This is a genomic window from Delftia sp. DLF01, assembly GCF_014852125.1.
Classification (GTDB): Bacteria; Pseudomonadota; Gammaproteobacteria; order Burkholderiales; family Burkholderiaceae_C; genus Comamonas; species Comamonas acidovorans.
In genome coordinates, this window is record NZ_JACVAZ010000001.1 from 485,478 (window position 1) to 505,796 (window position 20,319).

The 20,319-nt window shown below is 67.8% G+C and carries 16 protein-coding genes; 9 read left to right on the forward strand and 7 right to left on the reverse strand.

The annotated features are described in order from the left end of the window. Window positions 1-32: 32 nt before the first annotated feature. The 5 genes from bamC to IB269_RS02215 form a co-directional block, all read right to left on the reverse strand. Entirely contained in the window at window positions 33-1,145 is a 1,113-nt protein-coding gene (gene bamC, locus IB269_RS02195; RefSeq protein ID WP_013801116.1) for an outer membrane protein assembly factor BamC, read from the reverse strand. Between the two features lie 41 nt (window positions 1,146-1,186). Beyond that, entirely contained in the window at window positions 1,187-2,083 is an 897-nt protein-coding gene (gene dapA, locus IB269_RS02200) for a 4-hydroxy-tetrahydrodipicolinate synthase (RefSeq protein ID WP_012206888.1), read from the reverse strand. 75 nt (window positions 2,084-2,158) lie between these two features. Further along, window positions 2,159-2,728, reverse strand: a complete 570-nt coding sequence (locus tag IB269_RS02205) for a class I SAM-dependent methyltransferase (RefSeq protein WP_034396418.1) — start codon at window positions 2,726-2,728, stop codon at window positions 2,159-2,161. Between the two features lie 71 nt (window positions 2,729-2,799). After that, a complete protein-coding gene (locus IB269_RS02210; RefSeq protein ID WP_013801118.1) occupies window positions 2,800-2,949 on the reverse strand; it encodes a hypothetical protein in 150 nt (49 codons plus the stop codon). A gap of 13 nt (window positions 2,950-2,962) precedes the next feature. After that, window positions 2,963-4,189 (reverse strand): MFS transporter, encoded by a 1,227-nt coding sequence (locus tag IB269_RS02215; RefSeq protein WP_412523740.1) that lies wholly within the window; start codon window positions 4,187-4,189, stop codon window positions 2,963-2,965. 160 nt (window positions 4,190-4,349) lie between these two features. On the opposite strand from IB269_RS02215, the gene IB269_RS02220 reads away from it, so the two are divergent. The 4 genes from IB269_RS02220 (at window position 4,350) to IB269_RS02235 (ending at window position 11,532) form a co-directional block, all read left to right on the forward strand. After that, on the forward strand, window positions 4,350-6,332 hold the full coding sequence (locus tag IB269_RS02220; protein ID WP_012206884.1) for a DNA topoisomerase IV subunit B: 1,983 nt from the start codon (window positions 4,350-4,352) through the stop codon (window positions 6,330-6,332). Window positions 6,333-6,335: 3 nt separating this feature from the next. Then, window positions 6,336-7,208 carry a lytic transglycosylase domain-containing protein gene (locus tag IB269_RS02225; protein ID WP_192366323.1) on the forward strand — a complete coding sequence of 291 codons (873 nt, stop codon included), beginning with the start codon at window positions 6,336-6,338 and terminating at the stop codon, window positions 7,206-7,208. 39 nt (window positions 7,209-7,247) lie between these two features. Beyond that, entirely contained in the window at window positions 7,248-9,635 is a 2,388-nt protein-coding gene (gene parC / locus IB269_RS02230) for a DNA topoisomerase IV subunit A (RefSeq protein ID WP_065347955.1), read from the forward strand. 127 nt (window positions 9,636-9,762) lie between these two features. Beyond that, on the forward strand, window positions 9,763-11,532 hold the full coding sequence (locus tag IB269_RS02235; protein ID WP_192366324.1) for a methyl-accepting chemotaxis protein: 1,770 nt from the start codon (window positions 9,763-9,765) through the stop codon (window positions 11,530-11,532). Window positions 11,533-11,575: 43 nt separating this feature from the next. Here IB269_RS02235 and IB269_RS02240 read toward each other — a convergent pair whose 3' ends face one another. Next, on the reverse strand, window positions 11,576-12,034 hold the full coding sequence (locus tag IB269_RS02240) for a RidA family protein (RefSeq protein WP_012206880.1): 459 nt from the start codon (window positions 12,032-12,034) through the stop codon (window positions 11,576-11,578). 173 nt (window positions 12,035-12,207) lie between these two features. Between IB269_RS02240 and IB269_RS02245 the strand changes: the two genes are divergently transcribed. From IB269_RS02245 to IB269_RS02255, 3 genes are all read left to right on the forward strand, one after another. After that, window positions 12,208-14,706 (forward strand): DNA internalization-related competence protein ComEC/Rec2, encoded by a 2,499-nt coding sequence (locus tag IB269_RS02245; RefSeq protein ID WP_192366325.1) that lies wholly within the window; start codon window positions 12,208-12,210, stop codon window positions 14,704-14,706. 143 nt (window positions 14,707-14,849) lie between these two features. Beyond that, complete coding sequence (locus tag IB269_RS02250; RefSeq protein WP_012206878.1) at window positions 14,850-16,319, forward strand: circularly permuted type 2 ATP-grasp protein; 1,470 nt, start codon at window positions 14,850-14,852, stop codon at window positions 16,317-16,319. Next, a complete protein-coding gene (locus IB269_RS02255; RefSeq protein WP_012206877.1) occupies window positions 16,320-17,288 on the forward strand; it encodes an alpha-E domain-containing protein in 969 nt (322 codons plus the stop codon). 73 nt (window positions 17,289-17,361) lie between these two features. Here the strand turns inward: IB269_RS02255 and IB269_RS02260 are convergent, their stop codons facing one another. After that, window positions 17,362-17,904, reverse strand: a complete 543-nt coding sequence (locus IB269_RS02260) for an ureidoglycolate lyase (protein WP_192366326.1) — start codon at window positions 17,902-17,904, stop codon at window positions 17,362-17,364. A 203-nt stretch (window positions 17,905-18,107) separates the two neighbouring features. On the opposite strand from IB269_RS02260, the gene IB269_RS02265 reads away from it, so the two are divergent. Continuing rightward, window positions 18,108-19,442: an MFS transporter gene (locus tag IB269_RS02265; RefSeq protein ID WP_192366327.1), complete on the forward strand. Its 1,335-nt coding sequence runs from the start codon at window positions 18,108-18,110 to the stop codon at window positions 19,440-19,442. A gap of 112 nt (window positions 19,443-19,554) precedes the next feature. After that, on the forward strand, window positions 19,555-20,274 hold the full coding sequence (locus IB269_RS02270; protein WP_043795813.1) for a FadR/GntR family transcriptional regulator: 720 nt from the start codon (window positions 19,555-19,557) through the stop codon (window positions 20,272-20,274). Window positions 20,275-20,319: the final 45 nt, after the last annotated feature.

The following is a 20,319-nucleotide window of genomic DNA, read 5'->3' on the forward strand; positions in this document are numbered from 1 at the left end:
GCTGCCGCCCCAAGGCCCGAAAAGAGGCTTGCTTACTTCATGTCGTCGGTGATGACGCGCACGATGCGCTGGGCATTGGCCGATGTCTCGGGCTGGCCCTGGGTGTTGAGCACGGTGACGGTGGACTTGTCGCCTTCGCTGCGCACCTGGATCTGGTACTTGACCGGCGCGGCCGCATCGGGCGAGCGGCTGAACAGCTTGCCGAAGAAGCCCTTGGGCTCGACCTTGGCGTCAGGCGCGACATAGCGCACGAAGTAGATGCCGCGGCTGCGGTCACGGTCCTCCACGGTGAAGCCCGTGCGGTCCAGGGCCACGCCGACACGGCGCCATGCGCGGTCAAAGCCTTCGTCGATCTGCAGCACGGGCTGTCCGTTGGCGGATTCCATGCGCACGCTGCCGGTGGCGGCTGCCGTGGTGGTGTTGGCCTTGGCCACGGCATCGGCCTGCTCCTGGCTCACGCCTAGCTTGACCATCAGGCGGCGCAGGAATTCGGTTTCCAGTTCCGGGTCGGAGGGGCGCGGCTGCCAGATGGTCTGGTCCTTCTGGGCGCTGGTGTAGACCTCCTGCATGCCGCGGTGCGTGATGTAGACCTCGGTGGAGCCGTCGGCCGAGCGCTCCAGGCGTGTGCGGAAGCGGTCGCGCTCGCTGGTGGAGTACAGGCCGTCGAAGACCTTGCCCAGCGTCTTGCGGATCACGTCCTGCGGGATCTTGGCGCGGTTCTCTGCCCAGTCGGTCTCGATGATGCCCAGCTGGCGGTCTTCGGTGGTGAAGATGAAGCCGTTTTCCAGCCAGAAGTCGCGCACGGGCTCCCACAGCTGGTCGGCCGGGCGCTTGATCACCAGCCAGCGCTGTTCGCCATTGCGCTCGATGCGCACATCGCCCATTGCAACGGTGGCCGTGCGGCCTTCGCTGGGCTTTTGCGCCTTGGAGTTGGCTTCCATGGCTGCGGCGGAGACCACGCCGCCGGGCACGGCATAGCGGGAATCCGTGGACAGCTGGGTCAGATCCGGGGGGACTTCCAGGGTGGGCGCCTGCTGCTTGCCGGCGCTCTTGTAGTCGATCTTGCTCTCTTGGAACGTGGTCGTGCAGGCTGTCAGGCCGATGGCCAGGCTCAGCAGGCTCAGACGTGCAATGGGCTGTTTCACGCGAATATCCTTGGTGCGTTCGGTCGGTGGGGCGGGGCGCCTCACAGCAGGCCAGCGGAGCCCAGGGCGGCTTCCACGGTGGCTTCCAGGTTCTTGCTCAGAGGTGTCATCGGCAGGCGCATGGCCGGGCCGCACAGGCCCAGGCGCGCTGCGGCCCACTTGACGGGAATGGGGTTGGCCTCGACGAAGAGGTTCTTGTGCACGGGCATCAGGCGCAGCTGGATGTCCATGGCAGTGCGCACATCACCGGCCAGGGCCGCCTTGCACAGATCGCTCATCAAGCGCGGTGCCACGTTGGCCGTGACGCTGATGTTGCCGTGGCCGCCGCACAGCATCAGGGCCACAGCGGTCGGATCATCGCCGGAGTACACGCCGAAGTCCTTGGGCACTTCACGGATCAGCCACTGGGCGCGCTCGATGTTGCCCGTGGCCTCCTTGATGCCGATGATGGCGGGGATCTGCGCCAGGCGCAGCACGGTGTCGTGCTGCATGTCGGCCACGGAGCGGCCGGGCACGTTGTAGAGCACCACGGGCAGGTCGCCCACCGCTTCGGCAATCGCCTTGAAGTGCTGGTACTGGCCTTCCTGCGTGGGCTTGTTGTAGTAGGGCACGACCTGCAGCTGGCTGTCGGCGCCGACCTTCTTGGCGTAGCGGGCCAGCTCGATGGCTTCGTGCGTGCTGTTGGCGCCGCAGCCGGCCATCACGGGCACGCGGCCTGCGGCCTGCTCGACGGACACGCGGATGATTTCGCAGTGCTCCTCCACGTTGACGGTGGGGGATTCACCTGTCGTTCCCACCACGCCGATGCAGTCCGTGCCTTCGGCCACATGCCAATCGATGAGTTTTCGCAGCGCCGGGTAGTCAACACTACCGTCCTCGTGCATGGGCGTGATGAGGGCAACGATGCTGCCAGTGAGAGCGACGGAGGAGGATGTCATGTCCGCAAGAAAAAACGGGAAAGGATCATTCTAACGAGTGTCGGAGGCAGGCCCAAGGCGGGCGCCTGTAGGGATTCAGGCGATTGCAGAGCCTGACGCCTTCTGATGCGCCAGCATGGCCACGGGTTCCCGGCCTGTTGCATCGGGGCGCAGTGCCGCAATGCGCTGGACCATGCGATCGGGCTCGCCCAGCTGGCCGTGCTCGTAGGCCACGATGTGCCAGCCCGCGCAGGCCTGCAGCAGCTCGCCGGGCGCCAGCAGGAAATCGGGGCGGGAAGGCTTGCCGAAAGCCTCGTTGCCCTGGGCAAAGGTTTCGTACAGCAGCACGCCGCCGGGGGCCACGCTGTCCAGCAGTGCCGGCCACAGCGGGCGCCACAGATAGTGGGTCACGACCACGGCGCCGAACTGCCGGCCGGGCAGGGGCCAGGGGCCGTTTTCGATGTCGGCGCACAGCAGCTCGCCCACGCCCTGCAGGCCGGCCAGGGCCTGGGCGTCGCGGTCCACGCCGGTGACGGCGTGGCCACGCGCATGGAACCAGCGCATGTGCCGGCCGGGGCCGCAGGCCACGTCAAGCACCGAGGCCTGGGGCGCCAGAAGGTGTGACCAGCGTTGGATCCAGGGCGAGGGTGGCGTGGCTGCGTGCATGTGCAATTTTGGAAATAAAGTGAAAGCGGCCGACATTGTGCCGGCAGGCCTTCGCAGCTGCCGCTTCCATTTCAGAAGCAGGCCCAGATCTGGTCTGCCATGCCCAGCATGAACTGCGGCTGCAGGTAGAGCATGAAGACCAGGCCCAGCACCAGCAGCACGGCGGCCCACAGCGCCAGCCTGCGCAGGATGCGTGGGCGGGGCCTGGTGGATGTGGTCATGGATGTCGTCATCTCAGGCAGCGGCCTGGGCCGCGCGCAACCGTGCCACGGGGGCTTCGCGGATGGGCAGGTTCAGCAGGCCGGCGGCCACGCCCAGGCCGATGGCCAGGTACCAGACCACCTGGTAGCTGCCCGTGTGGTCATAGAGATAGCCGCCCAGCCAGACGCCCAGGAAGCTGCCCACCTGGTGGCTGAAGAACACCATGCCGCTCAACATGGACAGATGCTGCACGCCGAAGATCTGGGCCACGGTGGCGTTGGTCAGCGGCACGGTGGACAGCCACAGCAGGCCCATGGCGGCAGAGAAGATGTAGACCGACCAGGGCGTCAGCGGCGCCAGCAGGAAGAGCACGATCACCACCGAGCGCGTGAAGTAGATGGTGGACAGCAGGTAGCGCTTGGGCAGGCGCTGGCCCAGGTTGCCGGCCACGTAGGTGCCAACGATGTTGAACAGCCCCACCAGCGCCAGCGAGATGCTGGCCACCTGCGGTGCCAGGCCGTAGTCCTTGAGGTAGCTGGGCATGTGCACGCCGATGAACATCACCTGGAAGCCGCAGACGAAGTAGCCGGCCGTCAGCAGCACGAAGCTGGGCGTGCGCAGCGCTTCGGCGACGGCCTGGCCCGCGCTCTGGTCGCGCACGGGACGGGCGTTGCCGGCCTGGAAGCCGGGCTCGCGCAGGCCAAAGGCCAGCGGAATGATCATCAGCGCGCACAGCGACAGCAGCAGCAGGGCGTTGGACCAGCCGAAGTTCGCGATCAGGCTGCCTTCCACGGGCACCATGAAGAACTGGCCGAAGGAGCCCGCCGCCGCCGTCACGCCCATGGCCCAGCTGCGCCGCGCCACGGGAATCTGGCGGCCCAGCACACCGTAGATCACGGCATAGGTGGTGCCTGCCTGGGCTGCGCCGATCACCACGCCGGCCGTCAGGGCGAACCAGGTTGTCGTGGGCGCCATGGCCATGCCGGCCAGGCCCAGCGCATACAGCAGCGCGCCCACCAGGAGCACGCGGAAGGCGCCGAAGCGGTCGGCCAGCATGCCGCCGAAGATGCCGAGCACGCCCCAGGACAGGTTCTGGATCGCGATGGCCAGCGCGAAGGACTCGCGCGTCCAGCCCATCTCCTGGGTGATGGGCTGCAGCCACAGGCCGAAGCCATGGCGGATTCCCATGGACAGCGTCACGACTGCGCCCCCGCACAGCAGTATCTGCACCATGGACATGGGTTGGTTGTTTTTTTGCATGCGGCAAACTTTAGCGAAACTCCGGGTTTTGCGCTGTGCCGCTTGGGTCGCCCATGCGCCAGCGCGGCCCTTGATGGCAGCGGCTTTTTCGGGATAGTCAATGTCAATGACTGTGAATGCATCCAGCACTGAGCCGGGCCGCGCACTACAATCCGCCCCCATGGCAGTCAAACCATCTCCCACTTCCGCCAGCGAATACTCCGAAGGCTCGATACGCGTGCTCAAGGGCCTTGAGCCCGTCAAGCAGCGTCCCGGCATGTACACGCGCACCGACAACCCCCTGCATGTGCTGCAGGAGGTGATCGACAACGCGGCCGACGAGGCACTGGCCGGCTTCGGCAAGAAAATCCGCTTCACCCTGCATTCCGACGGCTCCTACAGCGTCGAAGACGACGGCCGGGGCATCCCCTTCGGCATGCATCCCGAGGAAAAGGCGCCCGTGGTGGAGCTGGTCTTCACGCGGCTGCATGCGGGCGGCAAGTTCGACAAGGGCAAGGGCGGCGCCTACAGCTTCTCGGGCGGCCTGCACGGCGTGGGCGTCTCGGTCACGAATGCGCTGGCCACGCGCCTTGAGGCCTGCATCCACCGCGAGGGCAAGGTGGCCACCATCGCCTTCTCGGGCGGCGACGTGGTCGAGCCCCTGCAGTCGCGGCCGCTGGCCGCGGGCGAACGCAAGCAGGGCACGACCGTGCGCGTGTGGCCCGATGCCCGCTATTTCGAATCGCCCCAGCTGCCCATGGGCGAGCTGATGCACCTGCTGCGCAGCAAGGCCGTGCTCATGCCCGGCGTCTCGGTGACCCTGGTCAACGAGAAGACGCGCGACACCCAGACCTGGCAGTTCAAGGGCGGCCTGCGCGACTACCTGCAGCAAAGCCTGCATGGCGAGGCGGTCATCCCCCTGTTCGAGGGCGAGGGCTTTGCCGACCGCCACCACGACAGCTTTGCCGAAGGCGAGGGCGCCGCCTGGTGCGTGGCCTTCACCGAGGATGGCGCACCGCTGCGCGAAAGCTATGTCAACCTGATCCCGACCACCGCCGGCGGCACGCATGACAGCGGCCTGCGCGACGGCCTGTTCCAGGCGGTCAAGGCCTTCATCGAGATGCACTCGCTGCTGCCCAAGGGCGTCAAGCTCATGCCGGATGACGTCTTTGCGCGCGCCAGCTATGTGCTCAACGCCAAGGTGCTGGACCCGCAGTTCCAGGGCCAGATCAAGGAGCGCCTGAACTCGCGCGATGCCGTGCGCCTGGTCAGCGGCTATGTGCGCCCCGCGCTAGAGCTGTGGCTCAACGAGCACGTGGAATGGGGCCGCAAGCTGGCCGAGATCGCCATCAAGGCCGCCCAGACCCGCCAGAAGGCGGGCCAGAAGGTCGAAAAGCGCAAGGGCTCGGGCGTGGCCGTGCTGCCGGGCAAGCTCACCGATTGCGAAAGCCGCGACCTGAGCCTGAACGAGGTCTTCCTGGTCGAGGGCGACTCGGCCGGCGGCAGCGCCAAGATGGGCCGCAACAAGGAAACCCAGGCCGTACTGCCCCTGCGCGGCAAGGTGCTCAACACCTGGGAAGTGGACCGCGACCGGCTGTTCGCCAACAACGAAATCCATGACATCTCGGTGGCCATCGGCGTGGACCCGCATGGCCCCAACGACACGCCCGACCTGTCGGGCCTGCGCTACGGCAAGGTCTGCATTCTTTCGGATGCCGACGTGGACGGCTCGCACATCCAGGTGCTGCTGCTGACGCTGTTCTTCCGCCATTTCCCCAAGCTCATCGAGGCCGGCCACATCCATGTGGCGCTGCCGCCGCTGTTCCGTGTGGACGTGCCTGCGCGCGGCAAGAAGCCTGCGGCCAAGATGTACGCGCTGGACGAGGGCGAGCTGACCGCCATCCTGGACAAATCGGCAAAGGACGGCGTGCCGCGCGAGAAATGCCAGATCAGCCGCTTCAAGGGCCTGGGCGAGATGAATGCGGAGCAGCTGTGGGAGACCACGCTCAACCCCGACACGCGCCGCCTGCTGCCCGTGCAGTTCATGAACCTGGACTTCGCGGCGGCCGAGCAGGTCGTCACCAAGCTCATGGGCAAGGGCGAGGCCGCAGCGCGCCGCGAGCTCATGGAGCTCCATGGCGACGCCATTGAAGTCGACATCTGACCCATGACTGTGCTCCGCGCCGCCCCGAAGCACCGCCCGCACCTGGCGCGCGGCGCCGGGGTGCGCGCGCTGGCGGCGCTGGGCCTGGCCCTGGCGCTGTGGGGGCTGGCGCGGCCGGCGCATGCCGATCTTTGGGCCTTCGTGGACGAGCGCGGCATCACGCACTTCGCTGCCGAGGCGCTGGACGAGCGCTACAGGCTGTACTTTCGCGGCTCGGTCTACGACAGCGCCGAGCAGGGGCTCAAGCCCCCGATGGTGCAGGCCGAGGCTGCTGCCGACGCTGACGGCAGCGGCGATGCCGGTCGCAGGCTGCAGGCGCATACGCGGCTGCAAAGCTTCTTCGACATCTCGCCGCGCTACAAGAGCGTGCGCGTCCATCTGCGCAAGGCGGCGGACCACACGGGCGTGGACTACGACCTGCTCAAGGCCGTGATCGCCGTCGAGTCGGGCTTTGACGCGCAGGCCATCTCGCCCAAGGGGGCGGTCGGCCTGATGCAGCTGATGCCGGCCACGGCCCAGCGCTTCGGCGTGGAGGCCAGCCGCCAGCGCAGCGTGCAGCAGCAACTGGCCGATCCGGCCGTCAACGTGCCGGCCGGCGCGCGCTACCTCAACCATCTGATGGGGCTGTTCCCCGGCCGGCTGGACCTGGTGCTGGCCGCCTACAACGCAGGCGAGGGCGCCGTGCGGCGCGCGGGCCAGGCCATCCCTCCCTTCCAGGAAACCCGCAATTACGTGAAGGCCGTGCTCGGCATCTACGAGCAGTTGCAGGGCGGGCGCGAGCGCGCGGGCCCTGCAGCGCCTGCAGCAGCGGCGTTGCCGGGCACCACGCCCCGGGTGCGCATGACGCTGCCCACAGGACTGCCCACGCCGCAATGAGCGGCATTCATTGCATTTTTTGAGATCACGAATTTCTTCATGAGCGACCAAACCTCTCTGGATCTGGCACAACAGGCGGCCGGCGATGCACTGGACCTGGGCCAGTACGCGCAACGGGCCTATCTCGAATACGCACTGTCCGTGGTCAAGGGCCGGGCACTGCCCGATGTGACCGACGGCCTCAAGCCCGTGCAGCGGCGCATTCTGTACGCCATGGACCGCATGGGCCTGAGCTACAGCGGTCCCAACCACAACACGGCAGCCAAGCCCGTCAAGAGCGCACGCGTGGTCGGCGATGTGCTGGGCCGCTTTCACCCGCACGGCGACCAGTCGGCCTACGACGCGCTGGTGCGCATGGCGCAGGACTTCAACCAGCGCTATCCGCTGGTCGATGGCCAGGGCAACTTCGGCAGCCGCGACGGCGACGGCGCAGCCGCCATGCGCTACACCGAGGCGCGCCTGTCCAAGATCACGGGCCTGCTACTCGACGAGATCGACATGGGCACGGTGGACTTCGTGCCCAACTACGACGGCAGCACGCAGGAGCCGCAGCAACTGCCCGCGCGCCTGCCGTTCGCCCTGCTCAATGGCGCCAGCGGCATTGCCGTGGGCCTGGCCACGGAAATCCCCAGCCACAACCTGCGCGAGGTGGCCGACGCCTGCGTGGCCCTGATCAAGCGGCCCCAGCTCAGCGACGAGGAACTGTTCCAGATCATCCCCGGCCCCGACTATCCGGGTGGCGGGCAGATCATCAGCAGCGCCTCCGACATCCAGGACGCCTATCGCACGGGCCGTGGCAGCCTCAAGCTGCGCGCGCGCTGGAAGATCGAGGAACTGGCGCGCGGCCAGTGGCAGATCGTGGTGACCGAGCTGCCGCCCGGCGTCTCGGCGCAGAAGGTGCTCGAAGAGATCGAGGACATCACCAATCCCAAGGTCAAGACCGGCAAGAAGGCCTTGAGCCAGGAACAGACCCAGCTCAAGGCCAGCATGCTGGCCGTGCTCGACGGCGTGCGCGACGAGTCCAGCAAGGATGCGCCGGTGCGCCTGGTCTTCGAGCCCAAGACCGGCAAGGTGCCGCAGCAGGAACTGATCACGGCGCTGCTGGCGCATACCAGCCTGGAGTCGTCCAGCTCCATCAACCTGACCATGATCGGCCTCGATGGCCGCCCGGTGCAGAAAAGCCTGCGCCTGATGCTCGAGGAATGGATCGCCTTCCGCCAGACCACGGTCACGCGGCGCAGCCAGCACCGGCTGGCCAAGGTGCTGGACCGCATACACATCCTCGAAGGCCGCCAGGCCGTGCTGCTGAACATCGACAAGGTCATCGCCATCATCCGGGCCAGCGACGAGCCCCGGCAGGCGCTGATCGATGCCTTTGCGCTGTCCGAGCGCCAGGCCGACGACATTCTGGAAATCCGCCTGCGCCAGCTGGCGCGGCTGGAAGCCATCAAGATCGAGCAGGAACTCAAGGAGCTGCGCACGGAGCAAGGCAAGCTCGAAGACATCCTGGGCAGCGAAAGCACCATGCGCCGCCTGATCTGCAAGGAGATCGAGGCCGATGCCAAGCAGTTCGCCGATGCGCGCCGCACGCTGATCCAGGAGGAAAAGAAGGTCGTCGCCGAAGTCAAGGTGGTCGATGAACCCACCACGGTCATCATCTCGGACAAGGGCTGGGTGCGCACGCGCCAGGGCCATGGCGTCGATGCGGGCACGCTGAGCTTCAAGGCCGGCGACAGCCTGCACGGCACCTTCGAATGCCGCACCGTGGACCAGTTGCTGGCCTTTGGCAGCAACGGCCGCATCTATTCGGTGCCGGTGGCGCAATTGCCTGGCGGGCGCGGCGATGGCCAGCCCGTGACCACGCTCATCGAGCTGGAGGCCGGCACCCAGATCCTGTACTACTTCGCCGGTGCCGAGGGCACGGCGCTGCTGCTGTCGGGGTCGGGTGGCTACGGCTTCGTGGCCATGGTGAGCGACATGGTCTCGCGCCAGAAGGCGGGCAAGGCCTTCGTCACGCTGGCCGACGGCGAGACGCTGTGCGCCCCGTCCACGGCCTACGGCGTGCCCATGGGCGCACGTGCGGAGCCGCAGGAAGGCGAGCAGGGCGCGGGCCTGCTGCTGCCGGCCACGCATGTGATCTGCGCTTCCACGGGTGGCCGCATCCTCACCTTCGAGATCGCCAGCCTCAAGCACATGGCCAAGGGTGGTCGCGGGCTGATGCTGCTCGATCTGGAGGACAAGGACACGCTGGCGGGCGCTGCCGCCTACACGCGCAGCATCCGCATCGATGGCGTGGGCCGCGGCGGCAAGGAGCGCAGCGAGACGCTGGAGATCCGCAGTCTCAACAATGCCCGTGGCACGCGCGGCCGCAAGGGCAAGTCGGCCGACCTGGGCTTCAAGCCGCAGAGCGTGACGCGCGTGGAGTAAGAGCGCGGCCGCCCCTGCAATGCCCTCCGCGAAAGGGGCGGATCAGGGGTTTCCTCTGGGTTTTTCCGCCCACCAGGCCTTCTTCCAGGCCTCAACATGGAGTCTTCCAAAATGAGGGAGACTGGATATGCTGCGACTTCGCATGGCACACAAGCTGTGGCTTGCAGTGGCCGCCATCGTGGTGGCGCTGGTGGGCGTGGTCGGCTTGTCGGGCTATCGCTCGGCCCAGGTCCAGGCCCGGTCCGAGGCGGTGACCCAGGAGATGCAGGCGCGGGTCCAGGCCGCCGTGCGTTGGATGGGGCTGACCGAAACCAACGCGGCCCGCACCCAGGCCGTGGTGGTCAGCAGTGATGCCGCCGTCGAGGCCGAGTTCAAGGACGTGATCTCCGCCACCTCGGCGCGGATCACCGAGGTGCAGAAATCACTGGAAGCCATGCCCCTGTCCGACGCAGACAAGGCGCAGATGGCCAGGATTGCGGCAGCCCGCAAGACCATGATCGAACTGCGTGCCCAGGCACGCCAGCTCAAGGCCGATGGCCGGCAGGAGCAGGCATTGGTCCTGGTCAAGCAGTCCTACAACCCTGCCGTGGATGCCTACCTGCAGTCGCTGCGCGACTTCGTGCAGATGCAGGAGCAGGTGGCGCGCAGCAGCCAGGAAGAGACGGCAGCCTCGCGCAGGCTCACCGTGGGTTTTGCCGCTGCGGCCGTGGGCGTGCTGCTGCTGTGCATCGTCATCGGCGCCCATTTCCTGATTGCCAGCATCCGCCGGCCCCTGGCCGAGGCCAGCGAACTGGCCGAACGCATTGCCGCAGGCGACCTGAGCGCAGGCGTGCAGGGACAGGCACAGCGTGCTGATGAATTCGGCGACCTGCTGCGCTCGCTGCAGGCCATGAGCGAATCGCTGTCGGGCATGGTGCAGCAGGTGCGCCAGAGCACGGACAGCATCGCCATCGCCAGCGCCGAGATCGCCACCGGCAACCAGGACCTGTCCTTGCGCACCGAGCAGACCTCCAGCAACCTGCAGGAGACTGCGGCCGCCATGGAGCAGTTCACCAGCACGCTGCAGCAAAGCGCCAGCAGTGCGCAGCAGGCCAGCAGCCTGGCGGCGGGCGCGTCACAGGTGGCGCAGCGCGGCGGTGAGGTCGTGGCCCGGGTGGTCGAGACCATGAAGGGCATCAACGACAGCAGCCGGCAGATTGCCGACATCGTCGGCGTCATCGACTCCATTGCCTTCCAGACCAACATCCTGGCGCTGAACGCCGCCGTGGAGGCGGCCCGCGCAGGCGAGCAGGGCCGGGGCTTTGCCGTGGTGGCCAGCGAGGTGCGCACGCTGGCACAGCGCAGCGCGGCGGCTGCCAAGGAAATCCGCCAGCTCATCGGCGCCTCGGTGGAGCGGGTGGAGGACGGCGCCCGCCTGGTGGGCGACGCGGGCACCACCATGGAGGGCATCGTGCAGTCCGTGCAGCGCGTGGCCGACACCATCGGCGAGATCACGGCGGCCTCTTCGGAGCAAAGCGCGGGCGTGGCCCAGGTCAACCAGGCTGTGGGACAGCTGGACCAGATGACGCAGCAGAACGCGGCCCTGGTCGAGCAAAGCGCGGCTGCAGCGCAAAGCCTGCGGGAGCAGGCCGAGCAGCTGTCGCGCACGGTGGCGGTGTTCAAGGTGGCGCACCTGGCGCCTTCGCCGACGACGCTCGCAAGGCAGGCTGCGCCGGCGGCGCGCACTGCGCACAGCGCTGCCGCAGCGCCAAGGCGGCCGGCAGCAGCCGTGGCGCCTGCGGCTGTCGGGCCGGCTGTCGCGCGGCCTGCCGCAGCAAGGGCGGCGGCGCCCAAGCTGGCCTCGGCGCCCCGGCCTGCCGCACCGGCAGCCGAGGATGGCCAATGGGAGAGCTTCTAGCCGCCTGCGAGCACGGCGGCGCCGTGCGGCGGCATGCTGCCGATCAGGCCAGTTCGGCGATCAGCTCGATTTCCACGCAGGAGCCCAGCGGGATCTGGGCCACGCCGAAGGCGCTGCGCGCATGCGTGCCGGCATCGCCGAAGACCTGGCCCAGCAGCTCGCTGCAGCCGTTGGCCACCAGGTGCTGCTCGGTGTAGTCGCCCGTGGAGTTGACCAGGCACATCAGCTTGACAATGCGGCGCACGCGGCCGAGGTCGCCGCCGGCGGCGTGCTGCAGCGTGCCCATCAGGTCGATGGCGATGGCGCGCGCGGCCTGCTGGCCGTCGGCAGTCTGCAGATCACGGCCCAGCTGGCCGGCCCAGACCTTGCCGTCCTTGCGCGCGATATGGCCGCTCAGGAACACCAGATTGCCCGTCTGCACATAGGGCACGTAGGCCGCCGCCGGGATGGCAGGCGACGGCAGTTCGATGTTCAGGGCCTTCAGTTGTTCGTAAACGCTCATCGTTGATTCCTTCGAGACAAGAAAAATCCGGCACCAGTGCCGGGGTGGCGGACAGTGTGACACAGCCCCTTGCACCCTGGCTTGTCAGGGCCTGGGCTTCCGCCAGTCTGATTGTTGTCTGAATCCGAGGCGCTGCATGGTGGCTGCGCGGCATCCGCTCCTAGCATGTGTGGATGCACCCTGCGGCAGCTGCCCCAACCCTCTCGCCGTCTTCCTGGACGCCCCTGCTGCTCGGCTGCGTGGCCGGTGCGGCCTGGCAGGTCACGCAGCCGCGCCTGTGGCCGCTGTGGATGTATCTGCTCTTGGCGGGCATGGGGCTGGCAGGCCTGGCCTGGAGGGCGTGGCGGGCATGGGCAGGCCGGCGCTGCCGTGGTGTGCACCGCCTGTGGGCCGCCGTCTGCGCCGCCTTGCTGGTGGGCGGGTTGACCGGCTGGCGGGCCCAGGACTTTGCGGGCCAGGCGCTGTCTGCGCCGTTGGAGGGGCGTGACCTGCGCATCGTCGGCGTCGTGGCATCGCTTCCCCAGAACATCGCCCAGGGCATGCGCTGGCGCATGGAGGTGGAGCAGGCTCGGATCGTCGGCAGCGAAGAGGTCTTGGCGCCGTTTCCTGCACTGATCGAACTGTCCTGGTACGCCCCCCGGGGCCGGCAGTCCAGGGGTGTTGCCATGCTGCCCGATCTGCGGCCAGGCCAGCGCTGGGCGCTGACCGTGCGGCTCAAGCGCCCGCATGGCGCGCGCAATCCCCATGGCTTCGACTATGAGCTGTGGCAGTGGGAGCAGGGCGTGCAGGCCACGGGCCATGTGCGCGAACAGCCCGCTGCACGCCAACTGGCCGACACCGGCAGCCATGCCCTGCAGCGCTGGCGCCAGCAGATGCGCGACGCCATCCTGGGCCGCACATCCGCGCTTGCGGCATCCCTGCAGCGCATCGGCCTGGACCCTGCCCATGCGCCGCGCATGCTGGGTGTGGTGGCCGCCCTGGCCATGGGCGATCAACAGGCCATTGCGCGGGATGACTGGGCGCTGTTTAGGCATACCGGCGTGGCCCATCTGATGAGCATTTCCGGCCTGCACATCACCTTGTTCGCCTGGCTGGCAGCACTGGTGATGGGGAGGCTTTGGCGCTGCAGCGCACGGGCCTGCCTGTGGTGCCCGGCGCCGCAGGCGGCCCTGCTGGCCGGCGTGCTGCTGGCGGGCGGCTATGCGCTGTTCAGCGGCTGGGGCCTGCCGGCACAGCGCACCGTCTGCATGCTGGCCAGCGTGGCTGCGTTGCGCGGCGCCGGACTGCGCTGGCCCTGGCCCGCCGTGTGGTGCCTGGCGCTGGCCGTGGTCGTGGTGCTGGATCCCTGGGCCCTGTGGCAGGCCGGCTTCTGGCTGAGCTTTGTGGCCGTGGGCGTGCTGCTGGCCACCGATGCGCGCATGCAGGGCGCGCAGCGGCCTTCGCTGCCTGCCCGTGCGCTGGCCCTGTGGGGCGAGCAATGGCGCATCTCGCTGGCGCTGGCGCCGCTGGGCCTGATGCTGTTCGGCCAGCTGTCGCTGTCGGGGCTGCTGGCCAATCTGGCGGCCATTCCCTGGGTGACCTTCGTGGTCACGCCGCTGGCCCTGCTGGGGGCCTTGTGGCCTCCCTTGTGGACAGGCGCGGCGCTGGCGCTGGCCCCGCTGCTGGAGCTGCTGCAATGGCTGGACCAGTGGGCATGGGCCGTGGTGCAACTGCCGCAGCCGCCGCTGTGGGCAGGGCTGGCTGCGCTGTGCGGTGGCCTGGCGCTGGTGGCTCCGGTGCCTGCCGGATGGCGCTGCTGGGGCCTGGCCATGTGCCTGCCGGCCCTGTGGTGGCCGTCGCCATCACCGGCGCATGGCGAGTTCGATCTGATGGCAGTGGACATAGGCCAGGGCAACGCAGTGCTGGTGCGCACGGCGCGGCATGCCTTGCTGTATGACACGGGGCCGCAGTACGGCCTGGACAGCAATGCCGGCGACCGGGTGCTGGTGCCGCTGTTGCAGGCTCTGGGTCTGAGGCTGGATGCCCTGTGGCTCAGCCACCGCGACAATGACCACACGGGCGGTGCATTGGCCGTGCATGCCGCGCAGCCGCAGGCGGAGGTCTGGGGATCGGATTCCGTGATCCTCGACCCTGCGCTGGCCGGCCTGGGCGCTGTGCGCCGCTGCCAGGCGGGCCAGCACTGGGAATGGGATGGCGTGCGGCTGGAGGTGCTGCATCCGTCTGCCGGCGAACGGTTGCCCTCCGCACGGGCGCTGGCCCAGGCCAATGCGGGCAGCTGCGTGCTGTTGCTGAGCTCGGCATCTGGCGTGCAGGCCTTGCTGGCCGGTGACATCGAGGCTGCGCAGGAGCGGTCACTGGCAAGGGCCGGCGCCCTCAGGCCCGTGCAGTGGCTGCTGGTGCCCCATCACGGCAGCCGCACTTCATCGAGCACCGCCCTGGTGCAGGCCCTGGCACCGCGCTGGGCCATGGTGCAGGCGGGATATCGCAGCCGCTATGGCCATCCTGTCCCCGAGGTGGTGCGCCGCTATGAGGCCCATGGCGCCGGCGTGGTGCAGTCGGCCCGCTGCGGCGCGGCGCACTGGCGCTCTTCGGACCCCGTGCACCTGGTCTGCGAGCGGGAAAGGGCGCGCCGCTATTGGGATGTGCACGTCACGCAGGGGCAGGGCGGATAGGGCGTGCGCCGATGGCGGAGCAGGATGCATATGCTGGATACCGCTTGTCCGGATTGAGGTTACCTATCGCTACACTGGTGCGATACGAGGGCTGGCCCGTAGCTTGCTAGACCCCGTACACATGCAGCGACAGGAGGTGACGAATGCATCCATTTGACGAGATGTACACGATGACGCCGTTCGACGGCAGCGATGTGCGCCTGCACTACAAGGACTACGCGCAATGGCTTGCGCGCCAGTCCGAACAGACGCTGCGAGCGCGCAGCGCCGAGGCCGAGATCATCTTCCGGCGCGTCGGCATCACGTTCGCCGTCTACGGCGACAAGGACGAAAGCGGCGCCGGCAACGAGCGCCTCATCCCCTTCGACCTGATACCGCGCGTCATTCCCGCACATGAGTGGTCGCGAATGCAGGCGGGCCTGGTGCAGCGCGTGACGGCGCTCAACCGCTTCCTGCACGATGTCTATCACGACCAGGAGATCCTGCGCGCGGGCCTGGTGCCGCGCGAACTGGTGCTGAACAACAGCCAGTACCGGCCCGAGATGCGGGGCCTGGCGGTGCAGGGCGGCATCTACGCCCACATTGCCGGCATCGACATCGTGCGCGCCGCCAATGCCCAGGGCGAGGGCGTGTACTACGTGCTGGAGGACAACCTGCGCGTGCCGTCGGGCGTGTCGTACATGCTGGAGAACCGGCGCATGATGATGCGGCTGTTCCCGGACCTGTTCTCGCGCCATCCCGTGGAGCCCGTGGCCCACTATCCCGACATGCTGCTGGAGACGCTGCGCGCCAGCGCGCCGGCCGGCACGCCCGAGCCCACGGTGGTGGTGCTGACGCCCGGCATGCACAACAGCGCCTACTTCGAGCATGCCTTCCTGGCCCAGCAAATGGGCGTGGAGCTGGTCGAGGGCCAGGACCTGGTGGTGGACAAGGACGTTGTCTACATGCGCACCACGCGCGGCCCGCAGCGCGTGGACGTGATCTACCGGCGCGTGGACGATGATTTTCTCGACCCCGAAGTCTTCCGCCCCACCTCCACGCTGGGCTGCCCCGGCCTCATGCGCGCCTACCGTGCCGGCAACGTGAGCATCTGCAATGCAGCGGGCACGGGTGTGGCCGATGACAAATCGGTCTACCCCTATGTGCCGGAGATGATCCGCTTCTACCTGGGCGAGGAGCCCATCCTGCAGAACGTGCCGACCTGGCTGTGCCGCAAGCCCGATGACCTGCGCTACGTGCTCGACCACCTGGACGAGCTGGTGGTCAAGGAAGTCCACGGCGCCGGTGGCTACGGGATGCTGATCGGGCCTGCCGCCTCGCGCGGCGAGATCGAGGATTTCCGCCGCGCGCTCATCGCCAATCCCGGCGGCTATATCGCGCAGCCCACGCTGGCGCTGTCCACCTGCCCCACCCTGGTGGAGCAGGGCATCGCACCAAGGCACATCGATCTGCGGCCCTTCGTGCTCAGCGGCAACCAGGTGCGCATGGTGGCCGGCGGCCTCACGCGCGTGGCGCTCAAGGAGGGCTCGCTGGTGGTCAATTCATCACAGGGCGGCGGCACCAAGGACACCTGGGTGCTCGGGGCCGGTGAGTCAAACGAGGGAGGACATTGAATGCTCAGCCGTACTGCCGATCATCTGTACTGGATGTCCCGCTACACGGAGCGTGCGGAGAACACCGCCCGCATGCTCAACGTCTCCTATGACACCTCCATGCTGCCCCAGGCGCCGCAGGTGGCGCGCAAGGCCTGGCAGGGCGTGCTGTCCATCAGCGAGCTGATCCCCTCCTACGCCGCCCGCCACGGCGAGGTGCAGCGCGAGGCCGTGCTGCACTTCATGGTGCGCGACGAGAGCAACTCCTCGTCCATCGCCTCCTGCCTGCGCGCTGCGCGGGAGAACGCGCGCGCCGTGCGCGGCGCGCTGACCACCGAGGCCTGGGAGACCCAGAACCAGACCTGGCTGGAGCTCAAGCGCCTGCTGGCCGAGGGCGACTGGGAGCGCGATCCGGGCCAGTTCTTCGAATGGGTCAAGCACCGCTCGCACCTGTCGCGCGGCGTGACGCTTGGCACCATGCTGCAGGACGAGGCCTTCCACTTCCTGCGCCTGGGCACCTTCATCGAGCGCGCCGACAACACGGCACGCCTGCTGGACGTGAAGTTCCACGCCATCGAGCGCGACTACCACGGCAGCGCACGCAACGGCGCATCGGGCAAGGCGGCCACGCCGTTCGACTTCTACCACTGGAGCGCGCTGCTGCGCAGCGTCTCGGCCTTCGAGGTCTACCGCAAGGTCTACCGCGACGTGATCACGCCCGAGCGCGTGGCCGAGCTGCTGATGCTGCGCAGCGACATGCCGCGCTCGCTGCTGGCCAGCATGCTGGAGGTGGTGGCCAACCTGGAAAGCGTGGCCAACGCCCAGTCGCGCGAGACCCAGCGCAAGGCAGGCCGACTGCTGGCCGACCTGCGCTATGCGCGCATCGACGAAATCCTGGCCACGGGCCTGCACGCCTATCTCACGCAGTTCCTGGACCGCGTGCACGACCTGGGCCAGGGCATCAGCCGGGACTTTCTGGTGCCCGCCTGAGTCCGCCGGCCGCCATGCAGCACAAAGCCGCCCTCGGGCGGCTTTGTTCATTGGTTCATTGGGTGGGCCGAATTCAGGCCTGCGCGCTGTCCAGGTCCAGCACAACGCCCTCGGCGCCGCCGATGGGCAGCACGTCGCAGTTGTTGCCAGGGCCGCCACGGTCGATCACGATGAAGCGCGCCGGCGCATTCAACGCGATCAGCGAGTGGTGCCAGACACCGCGCCGGTAGTTCACGCCCTGGCGGCCGTTGGTGATGAAGGCGCGCAGGTCGGCGGTAGCCACCTGTTCGCCCAGGGGGGCCACCACCACGATGAAGGGCTGTGCATCCAGCGGCATGAAGGCCTGGCTGCCCAGGGGGTGGCGCTCCATGCTGGTCAGCCGCAGGGGCAGCGCATAGGGCCGGGCATGGAACAGGTTGATCAGCCCATGGCCTTCGCTGCCGCCCGTGTCCACGCGGGCCAGGGCGTGGTAGCGCTCGGTCATGCCATCGTTGATGAGCAGCGGTGTGTGGCCTGTGCTGTCCAGGACCTCGCCAAACTCGGCAAAGGCCTCGGCGGTCAGCGGCTGGGCGCGCAGACAAAGGCTGGCGGGGCGGGTCTCTGACAAGGTGTTCACGAAGTTTTGCCTCTTGTTTTCATACTGGTAATACCAGTTTGCAGTTGGACCGGATTTTTGTCAAACCTCGGGGAATTGGTTTTGCTTGCGTTGAATTGGGGTAAATGCGAGTGCACATGGCAAAGCGCTGGGGGTACCGTTCGCTTCGTAATTTCATACCGGTAATACCAGTTGGTCGCAACTCCTCAACCAAGGACTCCCTGATGTCATCTTTTCCCGCATCTGCCGAGGTCGCCGGCGCGGCGCCGGCGCTGGCCAGCGAAACGCCGGCCGAGGCCGCCGTCTACCGCAAGGTGGCCTGGCGCCTGCTGCCCTTCATCATGGCCTGCTATGTGGCGGCCTACCTGGACCGGGTGAACGTGGGCTTCGCCAAGCTGCACATGCTGGCCGACCTGCAGTTCAGCGAAGCCATGTACGGCTTGGGTGCGGGGCTGTTCTTCATCGGCTACTTCTTCTTCGAGGTGCCCAGCAACATGCTGATGCACCGCATAGGCGCCAAGGCCACCATCTCGCGGATCATGATCATGTGGAGCCTGATCTCGGCGGCCATGATGTTCGTGAGCACGCCCACGCAGTTCTACGTGCTGCGCTTTCTGCTGGGCGCGGCCGAGGCAGGCTTCTACCCCGGCATGATCCTGTACATGACCTACTGGTTTCCGTCGTACCGGCGCGCCCGCATGGTGGCGCTGTTCATGTGCGCGATTCCGGTCTCGGGCATCCTGGGCGGCCCGCTGTCGGGCGGCATCATGGACCTGATGCAGGGCGTGGCGGGCCTGCGCGGCTGGCAATGGCTGTTCCTGCTCGAGGCCATCCCCTCGATGATCCTGGGCCTGGCCGTGCTCTGGTACCTGGACAACGGCATCCGCGCCGCACGCTGGTTGACCGAGGCGGAAAAGACCCTGCTGGAGCGCAACATCGCCCGCGAGAACGCCAGCAAGAGCGATAGCCATGTGACGCTGCGCGCGCTGTTCTCCGACCCGCGCATCATCAAGATGGCCCTGATCTGCTTTTGCACCGTCATGGGCCAGTACGGCCTCACGTTCTGGCTGCCCAGCCTGATCCGCCAGTCGGGCGTGGAGGGGGCCTTTCACATCGGCCTGCTGACGGCCGTGCCGTTCTCGGTGGCCGTGGTGTCCATGAATCTGGTCAGCCGCAGTTCGGACCGCATGCGCGAGCGCCGCTGGCACCTGATCGTGCCGTTCTGCGTGGGCGCAGCGGGCCTGATGCTGTCGGCCATCTTCAGCGGCAACGTCTATCTGTCGCTGGCCGCCCTGGCGCTGGCCGCGGGCGGCAGCCTGGCGACCTCTCCGCTGTTCTGGAGCCTGCCCACGGCCATCCTGTCCAGCGCGGGTGCGGCAGCCGGCATTGCGCTGATCAACTCCTTTGCCAACCTGGCCGGCTTCATCAGTCCCTACATGATCGGCCTCATCAAGGATGCGACACAGAGCACCAATGCCGCCATGTTCGTGCTGGCCGGCGTGCTGCTGTTCGGGGCCTTCCTGACCTATACGGTGCCGGCCAAGCTGGTCAACAAGTAGAGGCACCAACGCTGCACGACCCACGACCACACGACCCACGACCATGCGGCAGCGGTGCGCAGTCGCTAAGATCAGCGCACCTGCCGCCCCCGACCCCGAGACCTGCCAACGCATGGAACCCAGCACCGCTTCCAGTCCTTCCGCCAGCACCGCCGTTGCCGGCAATGCCGCCCGCGTGATCCGCGAGTGGATCGAGGGCGGCGTGTATCCGGTGGGCGCGCTGCTGCCGTCGCAGCGCGACCTGTCGGAGCAACTGGGCATCAGCCGGACCTCGCTGCGTGAGGCACTGTCCACGCTGCAGGGGCTGGGCCTGGTCGTGGCGCGGCCCGGCAAGGGCATGTACGTGACCGAGGCCACCGACGCCCCGGCCTCCGCCGCAGAGGCCTGGCGCTTTGCCGACTCGCATGCGCTCACCGATGTCTATCAGCTGCGCTATGCGCTGGAGGGCTTTGTGGCACGCCTGGCCGCCCTGGTGGTGCAGCCCGAAGACGTGGCGGCCCTGCAGGCCAACCTGCAGGCCATGCAGCAAAGCATCGAGCTGGCCGATTTCGTGCAGGCCACGCGCCTGGATTTCGAATTTCACCTGCAGATCGCCACCATCTCGGGCAACCATGCGATTGCCGACGTGCTGCGCGGCAGCGGCGAGGTCATGCAGGAAAGCCAGCGCCTGCCGTATTACAAGCGCGGCGCGCGCCATGCGACCGCCGAGGAGCATGCCGCCATCATCGAGGCCCTGTCCCAGGGGCGGCCCGAACTGGCGCAGCAGGCCATGGCCACGCACATCGTGCAGGCTGCCCAGCGCGCGGGCGTGCACTTTCCCACCGGCCTGTAGGCGCGCCGGCACGAGCCCGATCGGCCGGGTTTTTGGCCTTACCAT